Below are 22,247 nucleotides of genomic sequence, written 5' to 3' on the forward strand. Positions count from 1 at the left end.
AGGCAATACCCCGCAAACGCGCCGAAAACGGCAAAAAATCGGGGATTTGAGCGCTCTTAGCGCGGTGGATGTGGCTTACTTCGTTCTCCGGCCGCGTTGATCAGACCATCCCTAGGAAACCCTGGGCGTATCACACGTGAGTTGCGCCGCAACTTAACTCAATAAAAAAATGAGGAGGTGAAACCTCCTCATTTTCGTTTACCCGCTAAATTATTTTACTCAACAGGCCTCGGAGACGGACGCTGATATTTAGAGAATGTCTTGTAAAGCGAAGCTGCACGCTCATCGGCAGCAACACTTTCAACACTACTCAACCCCCTCAATGCAATGTCGGCAGACGCTTTGCCGTCTCCCAATAGATAGGCTAGGCGTAGATATGCAGCGCTATCGATCAGATTTTTGTCCCTTGTGTCGCTGGCATAAATATCCGACAGCCCATAATACGAATATAAATTTCCAGCAGACGCCGCATTTCTCAAAATGCCAAGCCCCTCCTGGAAGTGACCACTCGTCGCTGTCTTCTTTCCATAGATGACAGTTGCGGCCTTATTACCTGCCTGCGACTCGGCCTTCAACTGATCCAGCGATAGTTTTTCCAGTCGCGTAAGTTCGGCCTCGGTCGGATAGCCGTTAGACAAAAGCCACTTTGCCTCGGCATCCGAGTTAGCTACCAGTGGGCCACTTGCCTTGCAGGCACTCCCGACACCTTGACACAAATACTGCTTAGCATCTTGCACGCCGCTAGGCGTTGCTAACTTTGCCTTTTGCTCCGCTCGATTCGCAGCTGAGCTGTGCTCAGCGTTTTCCGTCGCAGAAGTTTCAGCCTGCGAAGATGCTGTATTGGTATCTTCCGCTGGCTTGTCGGCTTTTCCACACGCAGCGAGCGCACCGGAAAGCAGCGCCATGGACAAGATCATTTTAGCTTTCATAGTTCTATCCATTATAGACTGCACTGATTCTGCTGAAAGTTCGTCCACCATGTTGAGCACGCTGCATCAGCAGATGTGACTTTCCATTTTACGCCAATTGAGTTGTCTAAACTTCCGGAACTCAGGACTTCCCCCGGTAATCCCCCCGCCCATTAGCAGACTCCAGAAGTGGAATTTTCTCGTAATCTGATCCCGAGGAGATCCCATGAAGAAGTCCCGCTTTACCGACAGCCAGATCATCGCCGTACTCAAGTAGGCCGAGACCGGGACACCTGTTCCTGACCTTTGCCGGCAGCACGGCATCAGCTCGGCCACGTTCTACAAGTGGCGCAGCAAGTTCGGCGGCATGGACGTGTCCATGGTCGCGCGCATGAAGGAGCTGGAGGAGGAAAACCGCCGGCTCAAGAAGATGTACGCCGAGGCGCAGCTCAGTACCGACCTGCTGAAGGAAGCGCTCGCAAAAAAATGGTGAGGCCATCTCAGCGACGCGAGATGGCCCAATCCGCAGTCACGAGCGGGCGCACGAACATCCGCCACGCCTGCCAGAGCTTCGCGGTGAGCGAGACCTGCTTCCGCTACCAGGCCAAGGCCAGCGAGGAGAACGCCCGGATCGCTGACTGGCTGGTCCGCCTGACGACCGCCCATCGCGACTGGGGCTTTGGCCTGTGCTACCTGTACCTGCGCAACGTGAAGGGCTTTGGCTGGAATCACAAGCGGGTCTACCGGATCTACCGCGAGCTGGAGTTGAACCTGCAGATCAAGCCGAAGAAGCGGCTGGTGCGTGAGCGGCCCGAGCCTCTGGCAGTGCCGGAGGCCATCAACCAGGTCTGGTCGATGGACTTCATGCACGACCAGTTGGCCGACGGCCGCAGCTTCCGGCTGTTCAATGTGCTCGACGACTTCAACCGCGAGGGGCTGGGAATCGAGGTGGATCTGTCGCTGCCGTCAGCCCGGGTGATCCGATCGCTGGAGCAGATCATCGAGTGGCGCGTTGCTGTCCTGGGCGCAGCGGCATGGCATCCGGGTCGAGCACATCCAGCCGGGCAAGCCACAGCAGAACGCCTACGTTGAACGCTACAACCGCACCATCCGCTACGCCTGGCTCGCCCGAACCCTGTTCGACACCATCGACCAGGCGCAGGACAAAGCCACCCGCTGGCTATGGACGTACAACCACGAGCGTCCGAATATGGCGCTCGGCGGCATCACGCCTGCCATGAAGTTGGCGATGGCCGCTTAGCTCCACTTCTGGCGACCGCTAAAAGTGGGGGATTACCCATACATCATGCCTATTAGCAGGCCAGTCTTAGCAGGACTAAGCGCACCAACGTCTCGCTAAGACCTGAGGTATCATTTGAGGTATCAAAGCGGGCACATCCATCAGGCCTAAATTTCTTTAAGGTCAATGGGTTGTCTGAGGGCGTCTTCAGGCTCCGCCCACCTCCACCACAACCACACCACTGTCCTAAGACGACCGACCAAGGCCGGGAATCCTCGATGTGGAGGGTTTCCGGCCTTTTTCATGAGCAACCCGACGATGTACTGCCACTCGTGCGGCAGGCAGCGCACGTACGGGCACAACGGGTCAATTGGTGACGCGGGCGGTCGGATCGGCGACGCCCGTGTTCCGGTCATGGGCCTGCTCGGCGAGCGGCAAGGGCAGCAGCACGTCGCCGCGGAGCTGGTCGAACAGCGCCAGCAATTCGGTAGCTTCCCGCCGCAGCAGGACCAGGGCGCTCTTGTTGGGCTCATTCATTGCTAAGGCTCCGCCGACGCTCCCCCGCGCCCTGGTGAAATCGAAGCAAAGCGCGTGCCAGCACCAATGACGAAGTCGCAGGATGCGTACGGCGACAAGTGTAGAAGATACCCAGCGCAGCAAAGAGGCGCGTACTCACGCGACAGGCGAAACGCCACCGCTGACGCCCGCACTGCCAATCGTCGCGTCTACTCTGTTCTACTCTGTTTGATTGCAGCCGCACGGTGAATTGCGTGCGCGCGCAAGTCCGCGACCGGGGCCGGTCGCACGGCGTTCGAGCGCGGCCTCCGGGGCGGAAGGCGCGCTCAGGCGTACTCGAGTTGTCGCTGCGCTTCGGCGTGCATGGCTTCCAGGGTGACCATGCCCGCGATGCGGGCCGCTGCCATGGCGCTGCGATGATCGGGGAAGATGGGCGACAGTCTGGCGCCCGCCAATTCGCCAGGCTTGCCGAGACCGATCTGGTCGATGCGCCAGCCCGCGCTCCAGGCGTCGTTGGCGCCATCGTCGCATTGGGCCGCCTGACAGGTCAGCTGGTAGCTACCGAGAAAAATGACCAAGGGGCGTTCGGCTCTGGGAAGTACCACCAGCATACCGTCGCACGGGCGCAGCGGCGAGCGTTGCACCGTCTGCCAGCTGACCGGCGCTGTATCGCTGACAGAGGGGACCCGGGACCGGCATGGTGGCAGATACCCCTCTCACGCCAACAGCAGCGCGACCTCGCCAACAATTCCACCATCGCAAGAAAGCGCCTCCCACGCTCCACCAACGACACGTTGCCGTTGTGAATCCCCAATCCCGAATCCCGAATCACTTCCATCGGGATCGTCACGAAGGTCCGCACTGCATCCTGGAAGCGCCCTGGCGAACGGAACCTTCGGCTGCGGCTGCAACACAGCCGCGTCGTTCGGGGCTGCGCTCCATGCGCCGATCCCGCCTACGCGGCGGCGCCTCAGCGACCGGGACGCCGCTCTGCGCCGGTCGGAATCAGGCCTGCGCCAGCCAGCATGGTGTCGATGCGGTCACGCGCATAGCTGGCATCGTCCGGCCCCGCGCTGCGCAGCAGCGCCTCGGCGCGGGCATGGAAGTCCAGGTAGTCGAAGTCTGCATCCTCGTCGGCCGCCAGCTGCGGCAAGGCGTCCTGCAGCGCGTCCAGGCGCCGGTCGAGTTCTTCGCGGGTGGACATGGCAGGCTCCGACGGCAAAGGCGATACGGTTGCGGGAACGCCGTCAAGGAGGTGCGAAACCCTGCCAGGCAACGCTTCATTTTCCGACCTGCGGTCGCGCCATTCGCCCCCTCAACTTCTGCCGAGCCCGGCCGATAATGATGCCGACTCCTACAGAACCTTCCATGTGATCCTCCACCTGCGGCGGGATTTTCGCCTCGGCATCGTCAAGATGCTCGGGCCAATCACTGCGCTGTTGCTCTGTCTCTATGCTGTGTACCTGGCCATCTCCGGCCAGGTGGCGGCGTGCCTGATCACCACAGCGTTGGGCGCCCTGGCGATCTGGCGCGGTTGGCAGATGCGTGCCGCCGAACGTACCGGCGCCGGTGGCGTGTGGCTGGCGTCGATCAATGTCGGCGGCTGCCTGGTGGCGTGCTGGACCGGAGGCGATGGCGCCCTGCCCTGGCTGTTTCCGGTGCTGGCGACCAATTACTTCCTGTGCGGGCCGCAGCGCGCGGTGTTGCTGAGCCTGCCCTTGCTGGCGGCCCTGCTGTTCCTGCCCGGCCTGATCGTGAGCCCCGGTCAGGGCGTGTCCACCGTGGTGGTGACCCTGGTGACGCTGGCAGTGGGCTATGCGTTCTCGCTGCGCATGCAGGACGACCGCGTGCACCTGGAAGAGCTGGCCTCGCTGGATGCGCTGACCGGCCTGCCCAATCGGCGCATGCTCGAACGCGCACTCACCCATCAGATCGCGCAGCGCCAGCCGCAGGAGCGGCTCAATAGCCTGATCATCCTGGATCTGGACCATTTCAAGGAGGTCAACGATCTGTACGGCCACGCCGCAGGCGATGCGGCGCTGTCGGATCTGGCCACCATCCTGCGGTTCGAGGTCCGCGAACCGCATCAGGTGTTCCGCTTCGGGGGCGAGGAGTTCGTGGTGCTGCTGCGCGCCGGGTCGCTGGCGGAACTGGAAGCTGCCACCGAGCGCTTGCGCAAGGTGATCCGCAACGGCTTGCGCGGTCCAGGTGGACGCATCACGGTGTCGCTGGGAGCGGCGCGTCATAACGGCGAAACGCACTGGCAGGACTGGTTCTCGCGTGCGGACGCAGCGCTGTATCTGGCCAAGAACAGTGGCCGCGACAGCGTGCGTATTGCCGACTGAGCGCGGCGGCGACCGCGCTTGGTGCCGGCAGTGCGTCCAGCCTGCTGCGGGTACACCGACGCAACAGCCCGATCCCCGGCCTGGCGCTTGCCTCGCCCCGGATCGACGGGGCGACCTGCCGGCCGCCCCGCCCACGCCTCAACGCGTCGTCACCGCAACCGGCGTTGCCGGGGCCTCGCCCTGCTTCCATCCTCCCAGCGCCTTGTAGACCCCCACCACGCCGACGTTCACAGCTGCCTCGGCTTGCGCCAGGGCATCGTCGGCGGCCAGTTGGGTGCGCTGGGCGTCCAGCAGGGTGAGAAAGTCTTCGGAGCCTTCGCGGTAGCGGATCTGCGCCAGCTGCTCGGCACGCCGCGCCGCATTGGCCTGCTCCACCACGATGGCCAGGCGTGCCTGCTGGCGGCCGTAGCCGATCAAGGCGTTCTCGGTGTCTTCCAGCGCCAGCAGCACGGCCTGCTGATACTGCGCCAGCGCACCTTCGGCCTGGGCCTTGCTGGCGCGCAGCCGCGCCCGCACGGTGCCGAAATCGAACGCCGCCCAGCTGATCGACGGGGTGATCGACCAGGCCTTCGCATTGCCTTCGGTCAGCCTGGCCGCATCGCCGGACAGAAAGCCGACGAAGCCGCTGATGCTGATGCGCGGGAACAGATCGGCGGTCGCCACGCCGACCTGCGCGGTGGCGGCGGCCAGACGTCGTTCGGCGCTGCGCACGTCCGGACGTTGACGCAACAGGCCGGCGGTGTCGCCCAGCGGCAGGGGGCGCGCGAACGCCGGCATGCTGCGTGCGACCAGGGTGGCGTCCAGAGCACCCGGCTGCTGTGCGAGCAATACCGCCAGGCGGTGACGGTACTGCGCCTCGGCGGTTTCCAGCAGCGGAATATCCGCCTCGATCGCCTTCAGGCGCGCCAGGCTGCTCTGCACATCCAGTTCGCTGCCTGCACCCAGGTCGCGGCGGGTCTGGGTCAATCGCTGGGTGTCGCGCAGATTGGTCAGGGTGCGTCTGGAGACATCGAGCTGCTTCTGCGTACCGCGCAGCTCGAAATAGTTGCGTGCCACTTCCGCAGCGACGGTGACCTGCACGTCCTGCAGGTTGGCCTGCTCGGCATCCAGGTCGGCACGCGCGGCCTCCGACGCCCGCCGCTGACGGCCGAACAGGTCCAGCTCCCAGGCCGCATCCAGACCCAGGCTGGTCTGTTCGGTGAGGAAGCGCTGGTTGCCGGCGATCACCTGCTGCTGCTCACGGCGATCGAAACTGCCCTGCGCAGTGATGTGCGGTGCCTGATCCAGGCGACGCTCGACGAAGACCGCGCGCGCCTGCTTGACCCGCGAGACCGCAATGCGCAGGTCGTGGTTGGCGAACAGCGCATCGCGCACCAGTTGTTCCAGCACCGGATCGTCGAACTGCGACCACCAGTTGCCTACCGGCGACTGCGGACTGAAGGCCGCATCCTGTGCGCCTTGCAGCGTCACCGACGCGGGCGGGTCGGGCCGGTAGTCCGGCCCCACGGCGCAGCCACCGAGGATCAGCGCGGCCAATGCCGCGCCAAGCAGGGTTCTTACCATGGCAGGGTCTCTCCCAGATGCGTGAAACTGCCGGTGGGACCGTGCGCATCGATCAATGCCATCTGCACACTGCTGCGTGCGCCCTCTTCGACCTCGATCTCACCCCCACCGCCGTTCATATCGGTCTTGACGTAGCCCGGATGCACCGTGTTGACCTTGATCGAGGTCTCGCGCAGCTCATAGGCCAGATGCACGGTCCAACTGTTCAATGCGCTCTTGGACGCGTTGTAGGCAGGTACCTTGAAATCGTAGATCGGCGAGCCGGGCTGGCTGTGCAGAGTCAACGAGCCGACGATGCTGGACACGTTGACCACACGCCCGGCCAACGAGCGACGCAGCAGCGGCAGGAAGGCCTTGGTCACGCCCACCACCGCGAACAGGTTGGTATCGAAGGTGCGCTTCCAGCTGTCCAGGCTCTGCTCGGACGGCTTGCGCTGGATGTCTTCGGCCACGATGCCGGCGTTGTTGATCAGAATGTCCAGGTGGCCATGGCGTTGCTCCACCGTGCCGACCGCCGCGGCGATGCTGATGTCGTCGTTGACGTCGAGCTGGATGGCTTCCACCGGCAGCCCTTCGGCCTGCAGCTTGAGCGCGGCGGCCACGGCATCGTCGCGCTTGCGCCCGGCCAGCAGCGTGTGGACGCCGGCCTGGGCCAGTTGCCGAACGGTCTCCAGGCCGATGCCGCGGGTGGCGCCGGTGACCAGCGCGATCTTGGTGTTGCTCATGATGTCAGTCCTTCAAAACAGGGATGTGGGGGTTACGCCTTGACGGCGTCATGCGGAACGGCGGCCGGTGCAGCGGGCCCGCGACGGGTCACCCACTTGCGCAGCGCCACGTAGAACACGGGAGTCAGGAACAGGCCGAACAAGGTCACGCCCAGCATGCCGGCGAACACCGTGATGCCGGTGACCGAGCGCACTTCGGCCCCGGCGCCGTGGCCGAACAACAGCGGCACGGTGCCGGCGATGAAGGCGATGGACGTCATCACGATGGGACGCAGGCGCAGACGGCAGGCCTCCAGCGCGGCCTCCACCACGCCCTTGCCGTGCATTTCCAGCTCGCGGGCGAATTCGACGATCAGGATGGCGTTCTTGCACGCCAGGCCCATCAGCACCACCAGGCCCACCTGCACGAACACGTTGTTGTCGCCACCGGTCAGCCACACGCCGAACAGGGCGGACAGCAGCGTCATCGGCACGATCAGGATCACCGCCAGCGGCAAGGTCCAGCTTTCATACAACGCGGCCAGCACCAGGAACGCCAGCAGTACCGCCATCGGGAACACGATCAGCGCCGAGTTGCCCTGGGTGGACTGCTGATAGCTCAGGTCGGTCCATTCGATGTTCATGCCATTGGGCAGCACCTGCGGCGCCATCGCGGAGAGCTTCTGCATCGCCTCGGTGGAAGACAGCACGCGCGGGTCGGCCTCGCCGATCAGGTCGGCGGCCGGATAGCCGTTGTAGCGGATCACCGGATCCGGGCCGTAGGTCTGGCCCAGCGTGACCATGCTGCCGATCGGCACCATCTCGCCGTTGGCGTTGCGGGTACGCAGGTTGGCGATGTCTTCGACGCTGTCGCGGAACGGTCCATCGGCCTGGGCGATCACCTGGTAGGTACGCCCGAACCGGTTGAAGTCGTTGACGTACGACGAACCGAGATAGGTCTGAAGGGTATCGAACAGGTTGGTCAACGGCACGCCCTGCGCCTTGGCCTTGTCGCGATCGACCTTGGCATCGAGCTGCGGCACGTTGGCCTGATAGGTCCCGATCGGGAACTGCATGCCCGGCGTCTGCGAGATCGCGCCCGACATCGCATTGACCGCACCCTGCAGTTGGCCGTAGCCCAGACCGGCACGGTCCTGGATGTACAGCGAATAGCCCGAGCCCTGGCCCAATCCCAGGATCGGCGGCGGCATGAAGGCGAACGCGAAGCCCTGCTGGATCTGACTGATGCGGGCGTTGATCTCCGCGTTGATCTGCTCGGCGGTACGGCTGCGCTCACTGAAGGGCTTGAGGGTCAGGAACACCGTGCCGGTATTGGGCGTGTTGGTGAACTGCAGCGGATTCAGTCCCGGGAAGGCGATCGCATGGTCCACGCCCTCGGTCTGCAGCGCGATCTGGGTGATCTGACGGATCACCTCGTTGGTGCGCTCCAGCGAGGCGCCTTCCGGCAGCTTGGTCCCGGCGATCAGGTACAACTTGTCCTGGGTCGGGATGAAGCCGCCCGGTACCGCCTTGAACATGAAACCGGTGACCACCAGCAGCAGCACATACACCACGAACACCGCGCCGCGCTTGCTCAGCGTGCGCGAAACCGCGCCCTGGTACTTGTGCGAGCTGCTGGTGAAGAAGCGGTTGAACGGACGGAACACCCAGCCGAACAGGCGATCGATCAGACGCGACGGACCGTCCTTGGGCGCGTCGTGCGACTTGAGCAGCATCGCCGCCAGCGCGGGCGACAGGGTCAGCGAGTTGATCGCCGAGATCACCGTGGAAATGGCGATGGTCACCGCGAACTGCTTGTAGAACTGGCCAGTCACGCCAGACAGGAAGGCCATCGGCACGAACACCGCGCACAGCACCAGCGCAATGGCGATGATTGGCCCGGACACCTCGCGCATGGCCTGATGCGCCGCTTCCAGCGGGTTCAGTCCCTCCTCGATGTTGCGTTCGACGTTTTCCACCACCACGATCGCGTCGTCGACCACGATGCCGATCGCCAGCACCAGGCCGAACAGGCTCAAGGTATTGATCGAAAAGCCCAGCACGTACAACGCAGCGAACGTGCCCACCACCGACACCGGCACCGCCAGCAGCGGAATGATCGACGCACGCCAGGTCTGCAGGAACAGGATGACCACCAGCACCACCAGCAGCACCGCTTCCAGCAGCGTGCTCACCACCGCGCTGATCGAGTCGCGCACGAACACGGTGGGGTCGTAGGCCGACGACCACACCATGCCCTGCGGGAACTGCTTTTCCAGTTCGGCCATCTTGGCGCGCACTGCGTCGGACAATTCGATCGCGTTGGCGCCGGGCGACTGGAACACGCCCATGCCGACCGCGTTCTGGTTGTCCAGTTGCGAGCGCAAGGTGTAGTTACCGGCGCCCAGCTCCAGCCGCGCCACATCGCTCAAGCGCACGATCTCGCCGCTGTTGCCGCTGCGGATCACGATGTTGCCGAACTCTTCTTCGGTGGTCAGGCGACCCTGCGCGTTGATCGAGAGCAGGAAGTCGCTCTTGCTCGGCATCGGCTCGGCACCGAGCTGGCCGGCGGAGACCTGCACGTTCTGCTCACGGATCGCGGCCACCACATCGCTGGCAGTGAGCCCGCGCGCGGCCACCTTGTTGGGATCCAGCCAGATGCGCATGGCGTAGTCGCCCGCGCCGAAGATCTGGATCTGGCCAACGCCCGGCAGGCGCGACAACTCGTCCTTGATCTTCAAGGTGGCGTAGTTGCTCATGTACAGCGAGTTGTACTTGCCCTCGGGCGAGGACAGATTCACCACCATGGTCAGCGTCGGCGACTGCTTCTGGGTGGTCACACCTTGCCGGCGCACGTCCTCGGGCAGGCGCGCCTGCGCCTGGCTGACGCGATTCTGCACCTGCACCTGGGCCTGGTCCGGGTCGGTGCCCGGCTTGAAGGTGACGGTGACCAGCAGCACGCCGTCGGAACCGGCCACCGATTTCATGTACATCATGTTTTCCACGCCGTTGATGGCTTCCTCGAGCGGCGTGGCAACGGTCTCGGCGATGACCTTGGGATTGGCGCCGGGATACACCGCGCGCACCTGCACGCTCGGCGGTACCACTTCGGGATATTCACTGATCGGCAGCAGCGGCATGGCGATCAGGCCGGCCGCGAAGATGATGATCGACAGTACCGCGGCAAAGATCGGCCGGTCGATGAAGAAACGGGAGAAGTCCATGGAGATGGTCCTGAAGGAGGTTGCCGCCGGGAGGCGGCGCGGCACGGCGGCCACTGGCCGGCCTGATGAGAAGGCCGGCGATCACGGGCTGCGATGCAGCGATGACACAGTGCAACCGTTGCAGGTGGTGCGCAGTCGCCCGGTAGGGCGTGACTGCGTGCCGCATGCGCGGGCGATATCTAGTTGGAAGCGGTGCGCTTGTCCGCCGCCGGTGCCATGGCCACCGCCTTGGCATCGACCGGCATGCCGGGCATGAAGATCTTCTGCACGCCGTCGACCACCACGCGGTCGCCGGATGCCAGGCCGGTGCGCACGATCCGCAGCCCATCGGCGCTACGCCCGAGCTCCACATCGCGCCGCTGCGCCTTGCCGTCCTTGTCGACCACGTAGACGTACTTGCGGTCCTGGTCGGTCAGCACGGCCTTTTCGTCGACCAGCATGGCCTTGAACTGGCCGCTGCCCAACAGCTGGACATGCGCGTAGAGACCGGGGGTGAACTGACGCTGCGCATTGTCCAGCACCGCACGCACGCGGATGGTGCCGGTGCTGCGGGTCACCTGGTTGTCCAGGAAATCCACGCGACCGGTGTGCGGGAAGCCTTGTTCGCCCACCAGACCGATGCGTACCGGCAGCTGCCCGCCGCGTTCGTCCGGGCGCTCGCCGTTGCGGGCCATCTGCGAATACCGCAGGAATGTGCCTTCGTCGGCATCGAAATAGACGAACACCTTGTCCAGCGACACCAGGGTGGTCAGCACGCTGGCGCTGTCGCCGGCGGTGACCAGATTGCCGGCGGTGACCATCGCCCGCCCGGCGCGGCCGTCGATGGGCGCCCGCACGCGGCTCCAGTCCAGATTGAGTTTGGCGGTGTCCACGGCCGCCTGCGCGGCCAGCAGGTCGGCATCGGCCTGGTCGGCGGCGGCGCGGCGCTGCTCCCAGGTCTCGGTGGACAGGGCCTGCTGTTCGGACAGTTTGCGCGCGCGCGTGGCTTCGCTGCGGGCCAGGGCGGCCTGCGTCCGTGCACGTACCAGGGCGGCATTGGCACGCGCGAACTCGGCGCGATAGCTACGGTCGTCGATGCTGAAGAGCACATCGCCCTTCTTCACTTCCGCGCCCTCGGTGTAGTTCACCTTGTCGATGTAGCCGGACACCCGCGGGCGCAGTTCCACGCTTTCCACTGGCTCGATGCGGCCACTGAATTCGTCCCACTGGCTGATCTCCTTCATCAGCACCGGGGCGACGCTGACGCTCGGCGGGGGCGGCGCGCCGGTCTGCGCGGCACCGCCTCCGCAGGCGGCAAGCACCACCGCGAAGACAGCAGCCGTCAGGGCGGTGCGCATGGGAAAACGGAACGGGGTGGCGTTCGGAGTCATGGGGACGTCTCTCAAGTGGAAATAGGGTGATGCAGACCAGCCAGCCGGTCCGCCGAGGGGGCGACATGCGGACGACGGCTGACGGTCACGATGGGTTGCGCAGGCTGGCCTGGCCCGGCGATCAGGGAAACAGCAGCACGGCCGACATCCACGGCGCGAATCCATTCCGGACACGCCTCCCTGGCCCGGCCCGGCGTGCAAACCGGTTGCTCGACCGACAGCAGATGCACGCGGATGCCCAGCGGCTTGGCTTCCTCGTGCAGCACCTGGGCAAGCATGCGGGTCGCGGCGGCCGCCACCGAGAGATCGCCATGGGCCGACCAGGCGCGCAGTGCACAGGGGCTGCCGAGCAACAGATAGCGTCCGCCGCCATCGGCTTCGGCCAGCAGCGGTAGCAGGTGGCGCGCAGCGGCCAGGTGCGGCACCACATCGCGTTCCAGGCGGCGACGCAGCGCGCTGGCGGGCCGGTCCAGCAGGCGCCCTGCCTTGGGCGGACTGCCGAGGCTGGCGATGACCGCGCCCAGCGGGCGTGTGCGCTGGGCCAGTTCGGTGGCCAGATGCTGCGCGGACGCATCGTCGGCGACAGACCCCTGCACGGTATCCAGCAGAGGCGAGTCGCCATGCCGGGCGCGCAACCCCGCCAGTTTGGCCTTATCGCGTCCGATCGCCAGCACCGGCATGCCTGCATCGAGCAGCGCGGAAACGATGCCAGCGCCCACATTGCCGGCGCCACCGATCACGGCCGTTTCGAATTGAACCATCCCATTCATGGGACTTTCGTTCCCGACATCGGGACAATGTGACGTTGGATCCGACGTGCAGCCAGTCCAGTTCGCTGAAACGGCGCGCCGCCGGACTGTCGTTTCGGGGACGAGGCAAAACTGCGCGACACAGCCGAACGCGGGCCTTTGGCCGGCAAAACCACCGGATCGAAGGCGCTTTCGATCGCGCTGCGGGACTGGGAGGACAAACCGAGGACATCGCACAACCACATGGCCGTGCTCCTGCGTGGAGGGGGTGCTGCATAAGCTAGGCCTCAAAGCAGCACTTGATTAGTCCGGATTTAGGGGAATAATCGTCCCGCAAGCGGTCTAATCCCTCCTACCCCCGGAAGGCAGTCCATGACTCACGATCTCAACGACACCCTGATCTTCGTCAAGGTGGTCGAACAGGGCAGCTTCATCGCCGCCGCCAACGCGCTCGGCCTGCCCAAGACCACCGTCAGCCGCAAGGTGCAGGAACTGGAAACGCGCCTGGGCGCGCGCCTGTTGCACCGGACCACCCGGCGCATCGGGCTGACCGAGGCGGGATCGGTGTATCACGAACACTGCCAACGTATCGCCCGGGAGCTGGAAGAAGCCGAAAGCGCGGTCGGACAGCTGCAGTCCGGCCCACGCGGCTGGCTGCGTTTCACCGTGCCGTATTCGCTGGGTATCACCTGGATCGCGCCGCTGCTGGGCGAATTCCATGCGCAATATCCGGAGATCCAGCTGGACATGCACCTGGGCAACGAGAAGCTGGACCTGATCGGCGGCGAAGCCGACCTGGCACTACGCGTCGGTGCCCTGCCCGATTCGAACCTGGTCGCGCGCAAACTCGGCAGCCTGCGCACGCAGGTGTTCGCCAGCCCGTCCTATATCGAACGCTATGGCGAGCCGCTGCATCCGGACGAACTGCAGTTCCACCGCACCCTGGCGCTGCGCAAGAACCGCAACGTGCACAACAATCGCTTCTTCTGGTCGCTCAGCGATGGCAGCAACCTGCGCGATTTCCCGGTCAATCCGCTGATGGTGGCCAACGATCCGGCAGCGCTCAATGGAGCGGTGCTCTGCGGCGAAGGCCTGCTGCTGACCGGCGACGTGATGGCCAAACCGTTCGTGCAATCGGGCCTGGTGCGCCGCGTACTCGCCGGCTGGACGGGGCCGGAAGTGGACTTCAATGCGGTGTTCGCAGGCGGCAAGCTGGTGTCGCCCAAGGTCCGCGCCTTCGTGGACTTTCTGGTCACGCGCATGAACTTCGACGCCGATTACATGATGGCGCAATGCCCAGCGCGGCTTGCGGCGCAGAAGGCCCACAGCGAGGCGGAGGTGGAAGTCGAACTGGAAGCCGAGCGTGCGGAAGGCAAGCGCATTCTGGAACACGTGACTGCGTAAGTCTGACTGAGATGACGCACTGAGGAGATCCTTCTCCCACTGGGAGAAGGAAACTGGATCCAGCAAGCAGCACTTTGCGAACCGTGGGTCGACACCATGAAAACAGGCCGCTGTCGCGGCCTGTTTTCATGGTGCTGGGGCGCTGGCGAATCACTCGCCGTGCCACGCAGGATGACCGCCGCTCAACGCATACCGGTATTGCTGGCAGCAGCGCCTTCGGCACGCAACGGAATCAAGCGGATTTCGACACGGCGGTTCTGCGCACGACCGGCGTCGGTGCTGTTGTCGGCGATCGGGTAGCGCTTGCCGGCGCCCATGGTTTCCATGCGCTCGCGCTGCACGCCCTGCGCGGTGAGGTACTGCGCCACCGCGCCGGCACGTTCTTCCGACAGACGCTGGTTGACTGCGTCGCTGCCCACGCTATCGGTGTGGCCCACCACTTCCACCATGGTCTGGTTGTACTCGCGCAGCGTCGAGGCAACCCCGTTGAGCGCACTGTAGAACTGCGGCTTCAACGCAGACTTGCCAAAGTCGAAGGTGATGCCATCGGGCAGGTTCAAGGTGATGTTGTCGCCCTGGCGTTGCACGTCGATACCGGTGTTGGCGGTGCGCTCGCGCAGCGCGCGCTCCTGGCGATCCTGGTACTGGCCCACCGCCGCACCACTCAGCGCGCCGATACCGGCGCCGATCATCGCGTGCTGGCGACGCTCGGTGGCGCTGTCGCCGGTGAGCAGGCCCGCAGCCACACCGATGGCAGTGCCGATCAGCGCATTGCGGCCGGTGCGATTCTGCTGTTGCGTCTGATCGCCGTACTGATCGCGCTGCACGTACGAACCGCCGGTGGCGCAGGCCGACAATGCGATCGCGCTTGCCAGGGCAACGGCAAGACTCTTGGTGGCTGCTGAGGACATGGTGGTCTCCTATCGCCGGATCGTCCGGCACTCAATCGTGTCGGCGAGGATAAACAGCGCCGCGCGACTGCTACATGATGAAAACGCGGGTGGGACGCGCGCAGCTGGCTCTCCATTCAGGAAAACGTTTTCGCAGCGCTCTTGAGGACGCGCGATATCGATCGCCGCAGCCCCAGGGTCGTGGACGCGCGCGATCGCGCATGCCATCCGGCGACTGGGGCGGGTGGTCAGGCGCGGGTTCGCAGCGAATGCAATTGCCGCAGCGCAATCCGTCGCTCTCCATCAACTGCATCGACGAAGCGACATCCGGTGGCGGTGCACAGGCTCCCAGCGATCGCGCTCTACCGGGCGACAGCGTGCTTCCACCACGGCAACGTCCTAACCCCGCGTCTTCGCGTACGCCGCAAGAGCAGCGTCGCGTCCTTCGGCCAGCCCGATGATCGGCGAACGTGGATACTGCGGCGCCAGACGCACCAGCGACGCCGGATGCTGCCAGGGCGCGAAACGCTCCTTCACCGCGAGTTTGCCCAGCTCGGGCACCCAGCGCGTGATATAGGCAGCCTGCGGATCGAATTTTTCCGCCTGCGTCACCGGATTGAACACGCGAAAGTAGGGCGCAGCATCGGCACCGGTACCGGCCACCCATTGCCAACCGAGCGTGTTGTTGGCCAGGTCCGCATCCACCAGCGTGTCCCAGAACCAGCGCGCGCCTTCGATCCAGTGCATGCGCAGATGCTTGCACAGCAGACTGGCCACGATCATGCGCACGCGATTGTGCATCCAGCCGGTCTGCCAGAGCTGGCGCATGCCGGCATCGACGATGGGTATGCCGGTGCGGCCGCGTTGCCAGGCCTGTAGCGCGACCGGATCGACCTTGGCCCAGTCGAACCCTTCGAAGCGGGGATTGAGATTCTGGTTGGTGGTGTCCGGGAAGTGATGCAGCAGGTGGTAGGCGAAGTCGCGCCAGCCCAATTGGCGGATGTAGGCATCGACCTGCGCGCCATTGCGCGCATTGCGCTGCGCGTTCAATGCACTGGCGATGCGCCATGGCGCGATCTCGCCGAAGTGCAGGTGCGGCGACAGTTGCGAGGTGCCGACACGGTCGGGCCGGTCACGATCGGCCTGATAGCCGGCAAGCGCGCCGTCGATGAAGATTTCCAGCATCTCGTGCGCCCCCGCCTCGCCGGGCTGCCAGTGCTCCCAGAACCCCTGATCCCAGCTCAGCGTCGGCACCAGCCCCAAGGTTTCCAGCGCGTCGCTCTTCAGTCTGGCGGGCAGCGGCGGCAGGCTACGCGGCGCCGGCACTGCGTCGGGCAACTGCAGCTGGGTCAGCGCATTGCGCCAGAACGGGGTGAACACCTTGTACGGGCCGCCCTGCTGGGTGGTCAATTGCCAGGGTTCGAGCAGCAGCGCGGCGTTGCAACTTTGCACTTCGATGCCACGCTCGCGCAGGTCGCGTTTGATCTGCGCATCGCGCGGCTGGGTGGCCGGCTCGTACTTGCGATTCCAGTACACCGCCACCGCGCCGGTCTGCTGGATCACCTCATCGAGCACCTGCGCACTGTTGCCGGCGCGGATCACCAGGCCGCTGCCCAGCGCGCGCAGGGACACGTCCAGCGACGCCAGCGAGCGATGCCGCCAACTGCGCGACGCCGCGCCCGGCGTCCACTCGCCTTCTTCGTGCGGGGCATCGATATAGAGCGGGATCGGATGGTGCCCGGCATCAAGTGCGGCACGCAGGGCCGGATTGTCTTCCAGGCGCAGATCGCGGCGGAACCAGACGATGGCGTATGACATGCGGACTCGGCAGCGGCGGCAAGGCTGCGCAGCATAAGCCAGCAGATGCAACGATGGCGCGATGCGGCGGCGGGCGTTTCCGCTGCGGCCAGGACCCTGCAGCAAACCCTCGGCCTCGGTCGAGTGCGCGGTGCCCTCACCGCTCCAGACAGTTGGCTGGTGATTTTTGAAAGTTCTACGCACCGACCAACTTGACTGGTCCTTGCCCGCTCACCGTCGCGGGACCTTTGGCGGCATGGACGCCGCCAAAGAGCTTACATCGACGTACTTGCAGCGTGTCCTGCGATGGTGGACGGGCAAGGACCACGCAGCCAAACCGCAGATCGCACGCTCTATACCCGAAACATCCGCACCGTACCCTCGCAAAGCCGACGCCCCTCCCCCGCGTAGCGGCGAGCGCAATCGTCATGTGATCGACGCCATGACCTGCCGCCTACTCGAAACTGCCCACCGAATCGTGCGCCAGATTGTCGAAACGGGTGTATTCGCCGAAGAACTTGAGTTTGCACGAGCCGGTCGGGCCGCCGCGGTGCTTGCCGATGATGATCTCGGCCAGGCCCTTGTCCGGCGAGTTTTCCTTGTTGTAGTAGTCGTCGCGGTAGATAAACACGATCATGTCCGCGTCCTGCTCGATCGCGCCGGATTCGCGCAGGTCGGCCATCACCGGGCGCTTGTCGGTGCGGGTTTCCAGCGAGCGGTTGAGCTGCGACAAGGCGATCACCGGCACATTGAGTTCCTTGGCCAGGCCCTTCAACGAGCGCGAAATTTCCGAAATTTCGGTGGCACGGTTTTCGCTGTTGCCCGGCACCGACATCAGCTGCAGGTAGTCGATGACGATCAGGCCCAGATCGTGTTCGCGCTTGAGTCGGCGGCACTTGGAACGCAGCACTTCCGGCGACACGCCTGGGGTGTCGTCGATGAAGATCTTGGTTTCCTTCAGCATCTTGATCGCGCCGGTCACGCGCGCCCAGTCCTCGTCTTCCAGCGCACCGGTACGCAGGCGCTGCGCGTTGATGCGGCCATTGGAAGAGATCAGGCGCATCGCCAGCTGCGATGCCGACATTTCCATCGAGAACACCGCCACGCCCTTCTTGGACTTGATCGCGGCGTACTCGGCGATGTTGAGCGCGAAGGTGGTCTTGCCCATGGCCGGGCGGGCGGCCAGGATGATCAGGTCGGTCGGCTGCAGGCCGGCGGTCATCGCATCGAAATCGTTGTAGCCGGTGGGCAGGCCGGTGATGTTGCCGCCGTTCTCGAAGCGATTGCGCAGTTCTTCGAAGGCGTCCTTCAACGCACCGGGCATGGCCACGAAGTCGGTGCGCCCGCGCGCGCCCGCCTCGGCGATCTGGAACACGGCTTTTTCCGCGGCCGAAAGCAGCTCCACGCTCTCGCGGCCTTCGGGCTGGAAACCATCGTTGACGATGGTGGTGCCCACCTCGATCAGCTGCCGCAGCACCGCCTTGTCGCGTACGATTTCCGCATAGGCAGTGATGTTGGCTGCCGACGGCGTGGTACTGGCCAGCTCGATCAGATAGGCGCCATCGCCCACCTGCTCCAGCTTGCCCTGCGATTCGAACCACTCGCCCAGGGTCACTGCATCGAACGGGCGATCCTTCTCCGCCAGCTCGCGGATGGCACGGTAGATCAACCGGTGGTCGCGCCGGTAGAAGTCGTTTTCGGTGAGTTGATCGTTGACCCGGTCGAACGCCTCCGGTGCCAGCATCAGCCCGCCCAGCACCGCCTGCTCGGCCTCGACCGAGTGCGGCGGTACCCGCAGCTGATCGAGCCGCGGCTCGGGACGATCGTAATCGTCGTCGCGATCGCGAACGCGCTTGGAACGGAAACCAGGACGAGCGGACATGGACAAACAGACCTGACGCGGGAGACACGAGGGCAGGAAGCATAGTCATCGGCGCAGCCGACGACCATGCACAACTCTGTGGATAACTGGTGGACAGCCGGTGCATCGGCGTTGTAAGCCGCCCCTGTCGCATCGGCTGCGATCCTTGCCCCGCCTGGGTCCGCACGCACCGCCGCGTCTGCTGCGGCCGCGCCAGCGGACCGGCGCGTGCTGTGATCAACTCAGCGCTGCAGATGCCCGACCAGGCCCAGGAAGGCGTCGATGAAGCCCTGCAGAAACTTGCGGCTATCCGGATTGGCGATGCTGTGGTCCGGCCCGAACAGGCCATCCTTGTACTGCAGGAACACCTCCGGCTGGCCGAGCACATGCATGTTCAGATAGGCCAGCACGTTGCGCAGATGCTGCTGCGCGGTGGCGGTGCCGATCGCGCCGACCGAGATGCCGACCACCGCCGCCGGCTTGCCGGAGAACGCGCTGTCGCCGTAGGGGCGCGAGCCGGTGTCCAGCGCGTTCTTGAGCACCCCGGGGATCGAGCGGTTGTATTCGGGCGTCACGAACAGCACCGCATCGGCAGCGCGGATCTGCTGCTTCAGACGCGTGCCTTCGGCCGGAAAGTCGCCGTCGCGGTCCTGGTTGTAGAGCGGGATATCGCCGATCTCCACGTACTCGAACACCGCCTTGTCGCCGGCCAGATGTTCCAGCGCGCGTGCGAGCTGACGGTTGTACGACTCTTTGCGCAGGCTGCCGACCAGCACCGCGACGGTGATCTTGCTCATTGAACGCTCCATTGGGGACCAGTGCCGGACTCTAGTCGGCAATGCGCACACGAGCAGTGAAGCGGCTCGCTCAGCGACCGATCGCCGCGCGCTGCGCGCGCCAGTGCGCCTGCCAGGCCTGGAACATCAGCACCGTCCACAGATGCGTATGCCACTTGCGCTCGCCCCCGTTGAAGTCGCGCCATAGCCCGGCCACGGTATCGGCAGCGAAGACTCCCTCGCGTGCGAGCGTGCCGTGTGCCAGTAGATCGTCCGCCCAGCCGTTCAGATCCCCACGCAGCCAGGCGCTGACCGGCGCACCGAAGCCCCGCTTGCCGCGGTAGACCATCGCATCGGGCAGATAGCGCCGCAGCACGCGCTTGAGCAGGTACTTGCTGACGCCGTCGCGGTACTTGAGCGACAACGGCAGCGACCAGGCGAACTCGGCCACGCGCCAGTCCAGCAGCGGCGCACGCGCTTCCAGGCCCACCGCCATGGTGGTCCGGTCCACCTTGCATAGCAGATCGTCGGGCAGGTAGGCAGCGAAGTCGGCCAGCATCATCGCGTCGGCCGGCGTGCCCGACCCGTGCAACGGATCGGCCAGGCTGTAGAAGCTGTCCGGCTCGCTCGCGCCCAGGACCACGGCGGCTGGATCGCGCCAGCGCGAAATGCGGTTGCGGTAGATGTCGCCGATGCCGCGCGCGCCGGCCTCGGCCACCAACGCGGCCAGGCCGCCGGTGCGCGAGGACTCGCCGGCATTGCGCGCGGCCACCGCCATCAGCCGGCGCAGCGGACCCGGCACCAGCCCGTGCATGCGCCAGTTGCGCAACGCGCGCTGGTAGCGGCCATAGCCGAAGAACAATTCGTCTCCGCCATCGCCGGACAGCGCCACCGTCACCCCACCGCGCGCCAGCCGCGCCACCAGCGCGGTGGGCACCTGCGAGGCATCGGCGAAGGGCTCGTCGAACATGTCCGGCAAGCCGGGCACCACCGCCAGCGCATCGGCGCCGCTGACGTAGAGCTCGGTGTGGTCGGTCTGCAGATGGGTGGCCACCTCGCGCGCCAGCGGCGCCTCGTCGTGATGCGAGCCCTCGAAGCCGATGCTGAAGGTATGCACCGGCTGCGCGCTCTGCGCCTGCATCATCGCGGTGACGATGGACGAATCGGTGCCGCCGGACAGGAACACGCCCACCGGCACGTCGGCCACCATGCGCAGCGCTACCGCATCGCGCAGCACGCCGTCCAGCTGCTCTTCGGCCTGCGCCTCGGCGCCGGCGAACGGCGCCGCCAAGGCGCGCTGCATCGCTTCGCGGGCATTCCAGAATGGTTGCTGCGCCTGATCGGGGCGATGTGCGGCTGCCCCGGCGGCCACGGTCTGCGCATCCATCCGCAGCACCCGGCCCGGCATCAGCTTGAAGGTACGCTCGTGGATGCAGGCCGGTGCCGGGATGTAGCCCAGCCGCAGCAACAGCGTCAGTGCGTTGCGGTCGACGCCGTTGTCGAAATCCGGATGCTGCCACAGCGCCTTGAGCTCGGAGCCGAACACCAGGGTGTCGCCGGCCCAGCCGTAGTACAGCGGCTTCTTGCCCACGCGATCGCGCGCCAGGAACAGGCAGTTGTCGCGCTCGTCCCACAGCGCGATGGCGAACATGCCGTTGCAACGGGCCAGGGTGTCGTCCAGCCCCCACTCCACCACGGCCGCCAGCAGCACCTCGGTATCGGAATGGCCACGAAAGCGATGCCCCAGCGCGGACAGGGCACCGCGCAATTGCGCGAAGTTGTAGATCTCGCCGTTATAGGCCAACACGTAGCGGCCATCGGCCGAGCGCATCGGCTGGTGCCCCAACGGCGACAGGTCCAGGATGCTCAGACGCTGATGCGCCAGCGCCACGCCGGCCTGCGCGTCGCACCAGGTGCCTGCGTCGTCCGGGCCGCGGTGGCGCAATGCCGCCCCCATCGGCCGCACCAGGGCCTCGAGGTGTTCGCCATGCAGGCGCGGCGACGCCAGCAACAGTCCTGCCAGTCCGCACATCGTCAGCGCCCCTGCGTGCCGGCGGGGAGGCCGGCGACCGCAGCCAGGCGCGCGCCTGGCTGTCGACCCGAATGCCTGGCATCCATCGGCGCGCGAGGACCACCCGACATCATCGACGCGGCCATCGTCCAGTCCCTGGCGACTGCGGCTGCACGGCTCATGCCGCAACCACCGTAGGCGCCGGCATCGCTACGAATCCGGGCAGCTGCTGCACGCGCTGCAGCCAGCCGCCGATCGCCGGCCAGCGCTGCAGGTCGAAGCCGCCATCTTCGGCGCAATGGGTATAGGCGAACAGCGCGATGTCGGCGATACCGTAATCGCTGCCGGTGAACCAGGCGTGCTGTTGCAGATGCTGGTCCATCACCGCCAGCGCCTGCTCACCGCGCACGCGCAGCTGCGGCAGTTCGCCGCGGCGCGCCGCATCGCGCGGCGTCCACAGGCTGATGAAACGCGCCACCGCCACGTACGGCTCGTGGCTGTACTGCTCGAAGAACATCCAGCTCAGCGCCTGCGCACGCTGCCACGCATCGGTCGGCAGGTACGGCGTGCCTTCGGCCAACCAGAACAGGATGGCATTGGATTCGGTCAGCACGCGGCCATCGTCGCGCTCGACCATCGGCACCTTACCGTTGGGATTCTTGGCCAGGTATCCGGGCGTACGGGTCTGACCGGCCACGCTGTCGACTTCCACCCAGTGGTAGCGGCTACCCAGTTGTTCCAGCAGCAGACGTACCTTGTAGCAGTTGCCGGAACTGGACATGCCATGGACGGTCAACGGGGGACGCACGGTCGACATCAAGCTGGCTCCACGGCAGCGATGGGGGGCTGGCAGTGTCACAGCCCCGGGGGTGTTTGCAAAGCCCTGCAC

18 protein-coding genes and 1 pseudogene are annotated in these 22,247 nt (G+C 65.4%); 3 read left to right on the top strand and 16 right to left on the bottom strand.

Annotated elements, in window-relative coordinates:
- Positions 1 to 215: 215 nt before the first annotated feature.
- A complete protein-coding gene (locus LL964_RS12895; RefSeq protein WP_228329450.1) occupies positions 216 to 929 on the bottom strand; it encodes a hypothetical protein in 714 nt (237 codons plus the stop codon).
- 205 nt (positions 930 to 1,134) lie between these two features.
- On the opposite strand from LL964_RS12895, the pseudogene LL964_RS12900 reads away from it, so the two are divergent.
- Positions 1,135 to 2,169 (top strand): annotated as a pseudogene (locus LL964_RS12900) (IS3 family transposase).
- A gap of 345 nt (positions 2,170 to 2,514) precedes the next feature.
- Here the strand turns inward: LL964_RS12900 and LL964_RS12905 are convergent.
- The 3 genes from LL964_RS12905 to LL964_RS12915 all read right to left on the bottom strand — a co-directional run bounded on the left by LL964_RS12905 (position 2,515) and on the right by LL964_RS12915 (position 3,868).
- Entirely contained in the window at positions 2,515 to 2,685 is a 171-nt protein-coding gene (locus LL964_RS12905; protein ID WP_167395373.1) for a hypothetical protein, read from the bottom strand.
- Positions 2,686 to 2,990: 305 nt separating this feature from the next.
- Positions 2,991 to 3,242 carry a hypothetical protein gene (locus tag LL964_RS12910; protein ID WP_104587987.1) on the bottom strand — a complete coding sequence of 84 codons (252 nt, stop codon included), beginning with the start codon at positions 3,240 to 3,242 and terminating at the stop codon, positions 2,991 to 2,993.
- A 392-nt stretch (positions 3,243 to 3,634) separates the two neighbouring features.
- Positions 3,635 to 3,868, bottom strand: coding sequence for a hypothetical protein (locus LL964_RS12915; RefSeq protein ID WP_230430202.1), 234 nt, complete (start codon positions 3,866 to 3,868; stop codon positions 3,635 to 3,637).
- Positions 3,869 to 4,034: 166 nt separating this feature from the next.
- On the opposite strand from LL964_RS12915, the gene LL964_RS12920 reads away from it, so the two are divergent.
- The gene (locus tag LL964_RS12920) at positions 4,035 to 5,009 is read left to right on the top strand and encodes a GGDEF domain-containing protein (RefSeq protein ID WP_104587989.1); all 975 of its coding nucleotides are present in this window, start codon (positions 4,035 to 4,037) and stop codon (positions 5,007 to 5,009) included.
- A gap of 138 nt (positions 5,010 to 5,147) precedes the next feature.
- Here the strand turns inward: LL964_RS12920 and LL964_RS12925 are convergent, their stop codons facing one another.
- The 6 genes from LL964_RS12925 to LL964_RS20110 form a co-directional block, all read right to left on the bottom strand.
- The gene (locus tag LL964_RS12925) at positions 5,148 to 6,572 is read right to left on the bottom strand and encodes an efflux transporter outer membrane subunit (protein WP_104587990.1); all 1,425 of its coding nucleotides are present in this window, start codon (positions 6,570 to 6,572) and stop codon (positions 5,148 to 5,150) included.
- On the bottom strand, positions 6,566 to 7,297 hold the full coding sequence (locus LL964_RS12930) for an SDR family oxidoreductase (protein WP_104587991.1): 732 nt from the start codon (positions 7,295 to 7,297) through the stop codon (positions 6,566 to 6,568). Before LL964_RS12930 ends, LL964_RS12925 begins: the two co-directional genes overlap by 7 nt.
- A gap of 32 nt (positions 7,298 to 7,329) precedes the next feature.
- Positions 7,330 to 10,500 carry an efflux RND transporter permease subunit gene (locus tag LL964_RS12935; protein WP_104587992.1) on the bottom strand — a complete coding sequence of 1,057 codons (3,171 nt, stop codon included), beginning with the start codon at positions 10,498 to 10,500 and terminating at the stop codon, positions 7,330 to 7,332.
- Positions 10,501 to 10,679: 179 nt separating this feature from the next.
- The gene (locus LL964_RS12940) at positions 10,680 to 11,870 is read right to left on the bottom strand and encodes an efflux RND transporter periplasmic adaptor subunit (RefSeq protein WP_104587993.1); all 1,191 of its coding nucleotides are present in this window, start codon (positions 11,868 to 11,870) and stop codon (positions 10,680 to 10,682) included.
- 11 nt (positions 11,871 to 11,881) lie between these two features.
- Positions 11,882 to 12,640 (bottom strand): SDR family oxidoreductase, encoded by a 759-nt coding sequence (locus LL964_RS12945; protein ID WP_104587994.1) that lies wholly within the window; start codon positions 12,638 to 12,640, stop codon positions 11,882 to 11,884.
- A complete protein-coding gene (locus LL964_RS20110; RefSeq protein WP_104587995.1) occupies positions 12,637 to 12,864 on the bottom strand; it encodes a hypothetical protein in 228 nt (75 codons plus the stop codon). The genes LL964_RS12945 and LL964_RS20110 overlap by 4 nt, the downstream gene beginning before the upstream one ends.
- Positions 12,865 to 12,991: 127 nt before the next feature.
- On the opposite strand from LL964_RS20110, the gene LL964_RS12950 reads away from it, so the two are divergent.
- The gene (locus tag LL964_RS12950) at positions 12,992 to 14,023 is read left to right on the top strand and encodes an XC_2801 family transcriptional regulator (protein ID WP_104587996.1); all 1,032 of its coding nucleotides are present in this window, start codon (positions 12,992 to 12,994) and stop codon (positions 14,021 to 14,023) included.
- Between the two features lie 182 nt (positions 14,024 to 14,205).
- Here LL964_RS12950 and LL964_RS12955 read toward each other — a convergent pair whose 3' ends face one another.
- The 6 genes from LL964_RS12955 to LL964_RS12980 all read right to left on the bottom strand — a co-directional run bounded on the left by LL964_RS12955 (position 14,206) and on the right by LL964_RS12980 (position 22,175).
- Positions 14,206 to 14,934, bottom strand: a complete 729-nt coding sequence (locus LL964_RS12955; protein ID WP_104587997.1) for a YiaD family glycine zipper/OmpA-like lipoprotein — start codon at positions 14,932 to 14,934, stop codon at positions 14,206 to 14,208.
- Between the two features lie 378 nt (positions 14,935 to 15,312).
- Positions 15,313 to 16,731 carry a cryptochrome/photolyase family protein gene (locus LL964_RS12960; protein WP_104587999.1) on the bottom strand — a complete coding sequence of 473 codons (1,419 nt, stop codon included), beginning with the start codon at positions 16,729 to 16,731 and terminating at the stop codon, positions 15,313 to 15,315.
- A 433-nt stretch (positions 16,732 to 17,164) separates the two neighbouring features.
- A complete protein-coding gene (locus LL964_RS12965) occupies positions 17,165 to 18,592 on the bottom strand; it encodes a replicative DNA helicase (protein WP_104588000.1) in 1,428 nt (475 codons plus the stop codon).
- 221 nt (positions 18,593 to 18,813) lie between these two features.
- Positions 18,814 to 19,368 carry an NADPH-dependent FMN reductase gene (locus tag LL964_RS12970; protein ID WP_104588001.1) on the bottom strand — a complete coding sequence of 185 codons (555 nt, stop codon included), beginning with the start codon at positions 19,366 to 19,368 and terminating at the stop codon, positions 18,814 to 18,816.
- A gap of 70 nt (positions 19,369 to 19,438) precedes the next feature.
- Positions 19,439 to 21,379, bottom strand: a complete 1,941-nt coding sequence (gene asnB, locus LL964_RS12975; protein ID WP_104588002.1) for an asparagine synthase (glutamine-hydrolyzing) — start codon at positions 21,377 to 21,379, stop codon at positions 19,439 to 19,441.
- 157 nt (positions 21,380 to 21,536) lie between these two features.
- Positions 21,537 to 22,175, bottom strand: a complete 639-nt coding sequence (locus tag LL964_RS12980) for a glutathione S-transferase family protein (protein WP_167395374.1) — start codon at positions 22,173 to 22,175, stop codon at positions 21,537 to 21,539.
- Between the last annotated feature and the right edge of the window lie 72 nt (positions 22,176 to 22,247).

It is taken from the genome of Xanthomonas melonis (genome assembly GCF_020783655.1).
GTDB classification, from domain to species: domain Bacteria; phylum Pseudomonadota; class Gammaproteobacteria; order Xanthomonadales; family Xanthomonadaceae; genus Xanthomonas; species Xanthomonas melonis.

What these genes read in the sequence shown, in the direction of transcription:
- LL964_RS12895 (WP_228329450.1), bottom strand. Translation starts at nt 929, where the DNA reads ATGAAAGCTAAAATGATCTTGTCCATGGCGCTGCTTTCCGGTGCGCTC.
- LL964_RS12905 (WP_167395373.1), bottom strand. Translation starts at nt 2,685, where the DNA reads ATGAATGAGCCCAACAAGAGCGCCCTGGTCCTGCTGCGGCGGGAAGCT.
- LL964_RS12915 (WP_230430202.1), bottom strand. Translation starts at nt 3,868, where the DNA reads ATGTCCACCCGCGAAGAACTCGACCGGCGCCTGGACGCGCTGCAGGAC.
- LL964_RS12925 (WP_104587990.1), bottom strand. Translation starts at nt 6,572, where the DNA reads ATGGTAAGAACCCTGCTTGGCGCGGCATTGGCCGCGCTGATCCTCGGT.
- LL964_RS12930 (WP_104587991.1), bottom strand. Translation starts at nt 7,297, where the DNA reads ATGAGCAACACCAAGATCGCGCTGGTCACCGGCGCCACCCGCGGCATC.
- LL964_RS12935 (WP_104587992.1), bottom strand. Translation starts at nt 10,500, where the DNA reads ATGGACTTCTCCCGTTTCTTCATCGACCGGCCGATCTTTGCCGCGGTA.
- LL964_RS12940 (WP_104587993.1), bottom strand. Translation starts at nt 11,870, where the DNA reads ATGACTCCGAACGCCACCCCGTTCCGTTTTCCCATGCGCACCGCCCTG.
- LL964_RS12945 (WP_104587994.1), bottom strand. Translation starts at nt 12,640, where the DNA reads ATGAATGGGATGGTTCAATTCGAAACGGCCGTGATCGGTGGCGCCGGC.
- LL964_RS20110 (WP_104587995.1), bottom strand. Translation starts at nt 12,864, where the DNA reads ATGTGGTTGTGCGATGTCCTCGGTTTGTCCTCCCAGTCCCGCAGCGCG.
- LL964_RS12950 (WP_104587996.1), top strand. Translation starts at nt 12,992, where the DNA reads ATGACTCACGATCTCAACGACACCCTGATCTTCGTCAAGGTGGTCGAA.
- LL964_RS12955 (WP_104587997.1), bottom strand. Translation starts at nt 14,934, where the DNA reads ATGTCCTCAGCAGCCACCAAGAGTCTTGCCGTTGCCCTGGCAAGCGCG.
- LL964_RS12960 (WP_104587999.1), bottom strand. Translation starts at nt 16,731, where the DNA reads ATGTCATACGCCATCGTCTGGTTCCGCCGCGATCTGCGCCTGGAAGAC.
- LL964_RS12965 (WP_104588000.1), bottom strand. Translation starts at nt 18,592, where the DNA reads ATGTCCGCTCGTCCTGGTTTCCGTTCCAAGCGCGTTCGCGATCGCGAC.
- LL964_RS12970 (WP_104588001.1), bottom strand. Translation starts at nt 19,368, where the DNA reads ATGAGCAAGATCACCGTCGCGGTGCTGGTCGGCAGCCTGCGCAAAGAG.
- asnB (WP_104588002.1), bottom strand. Translation starts at nt 21,379, where the DNA reads ATGTGCGGACTGGCAGGACTGTTGCTGGCGTCGCCGCGCCTGCATGGC.
- LL964_RS12980 (WP_167395374.1), bottom strand. Translation starts at nt 22,175, where the DNA reads ATGTCGACCGTGCGTCCCCCGTTGACCGTCCATGGCATGTCCAGTTCC.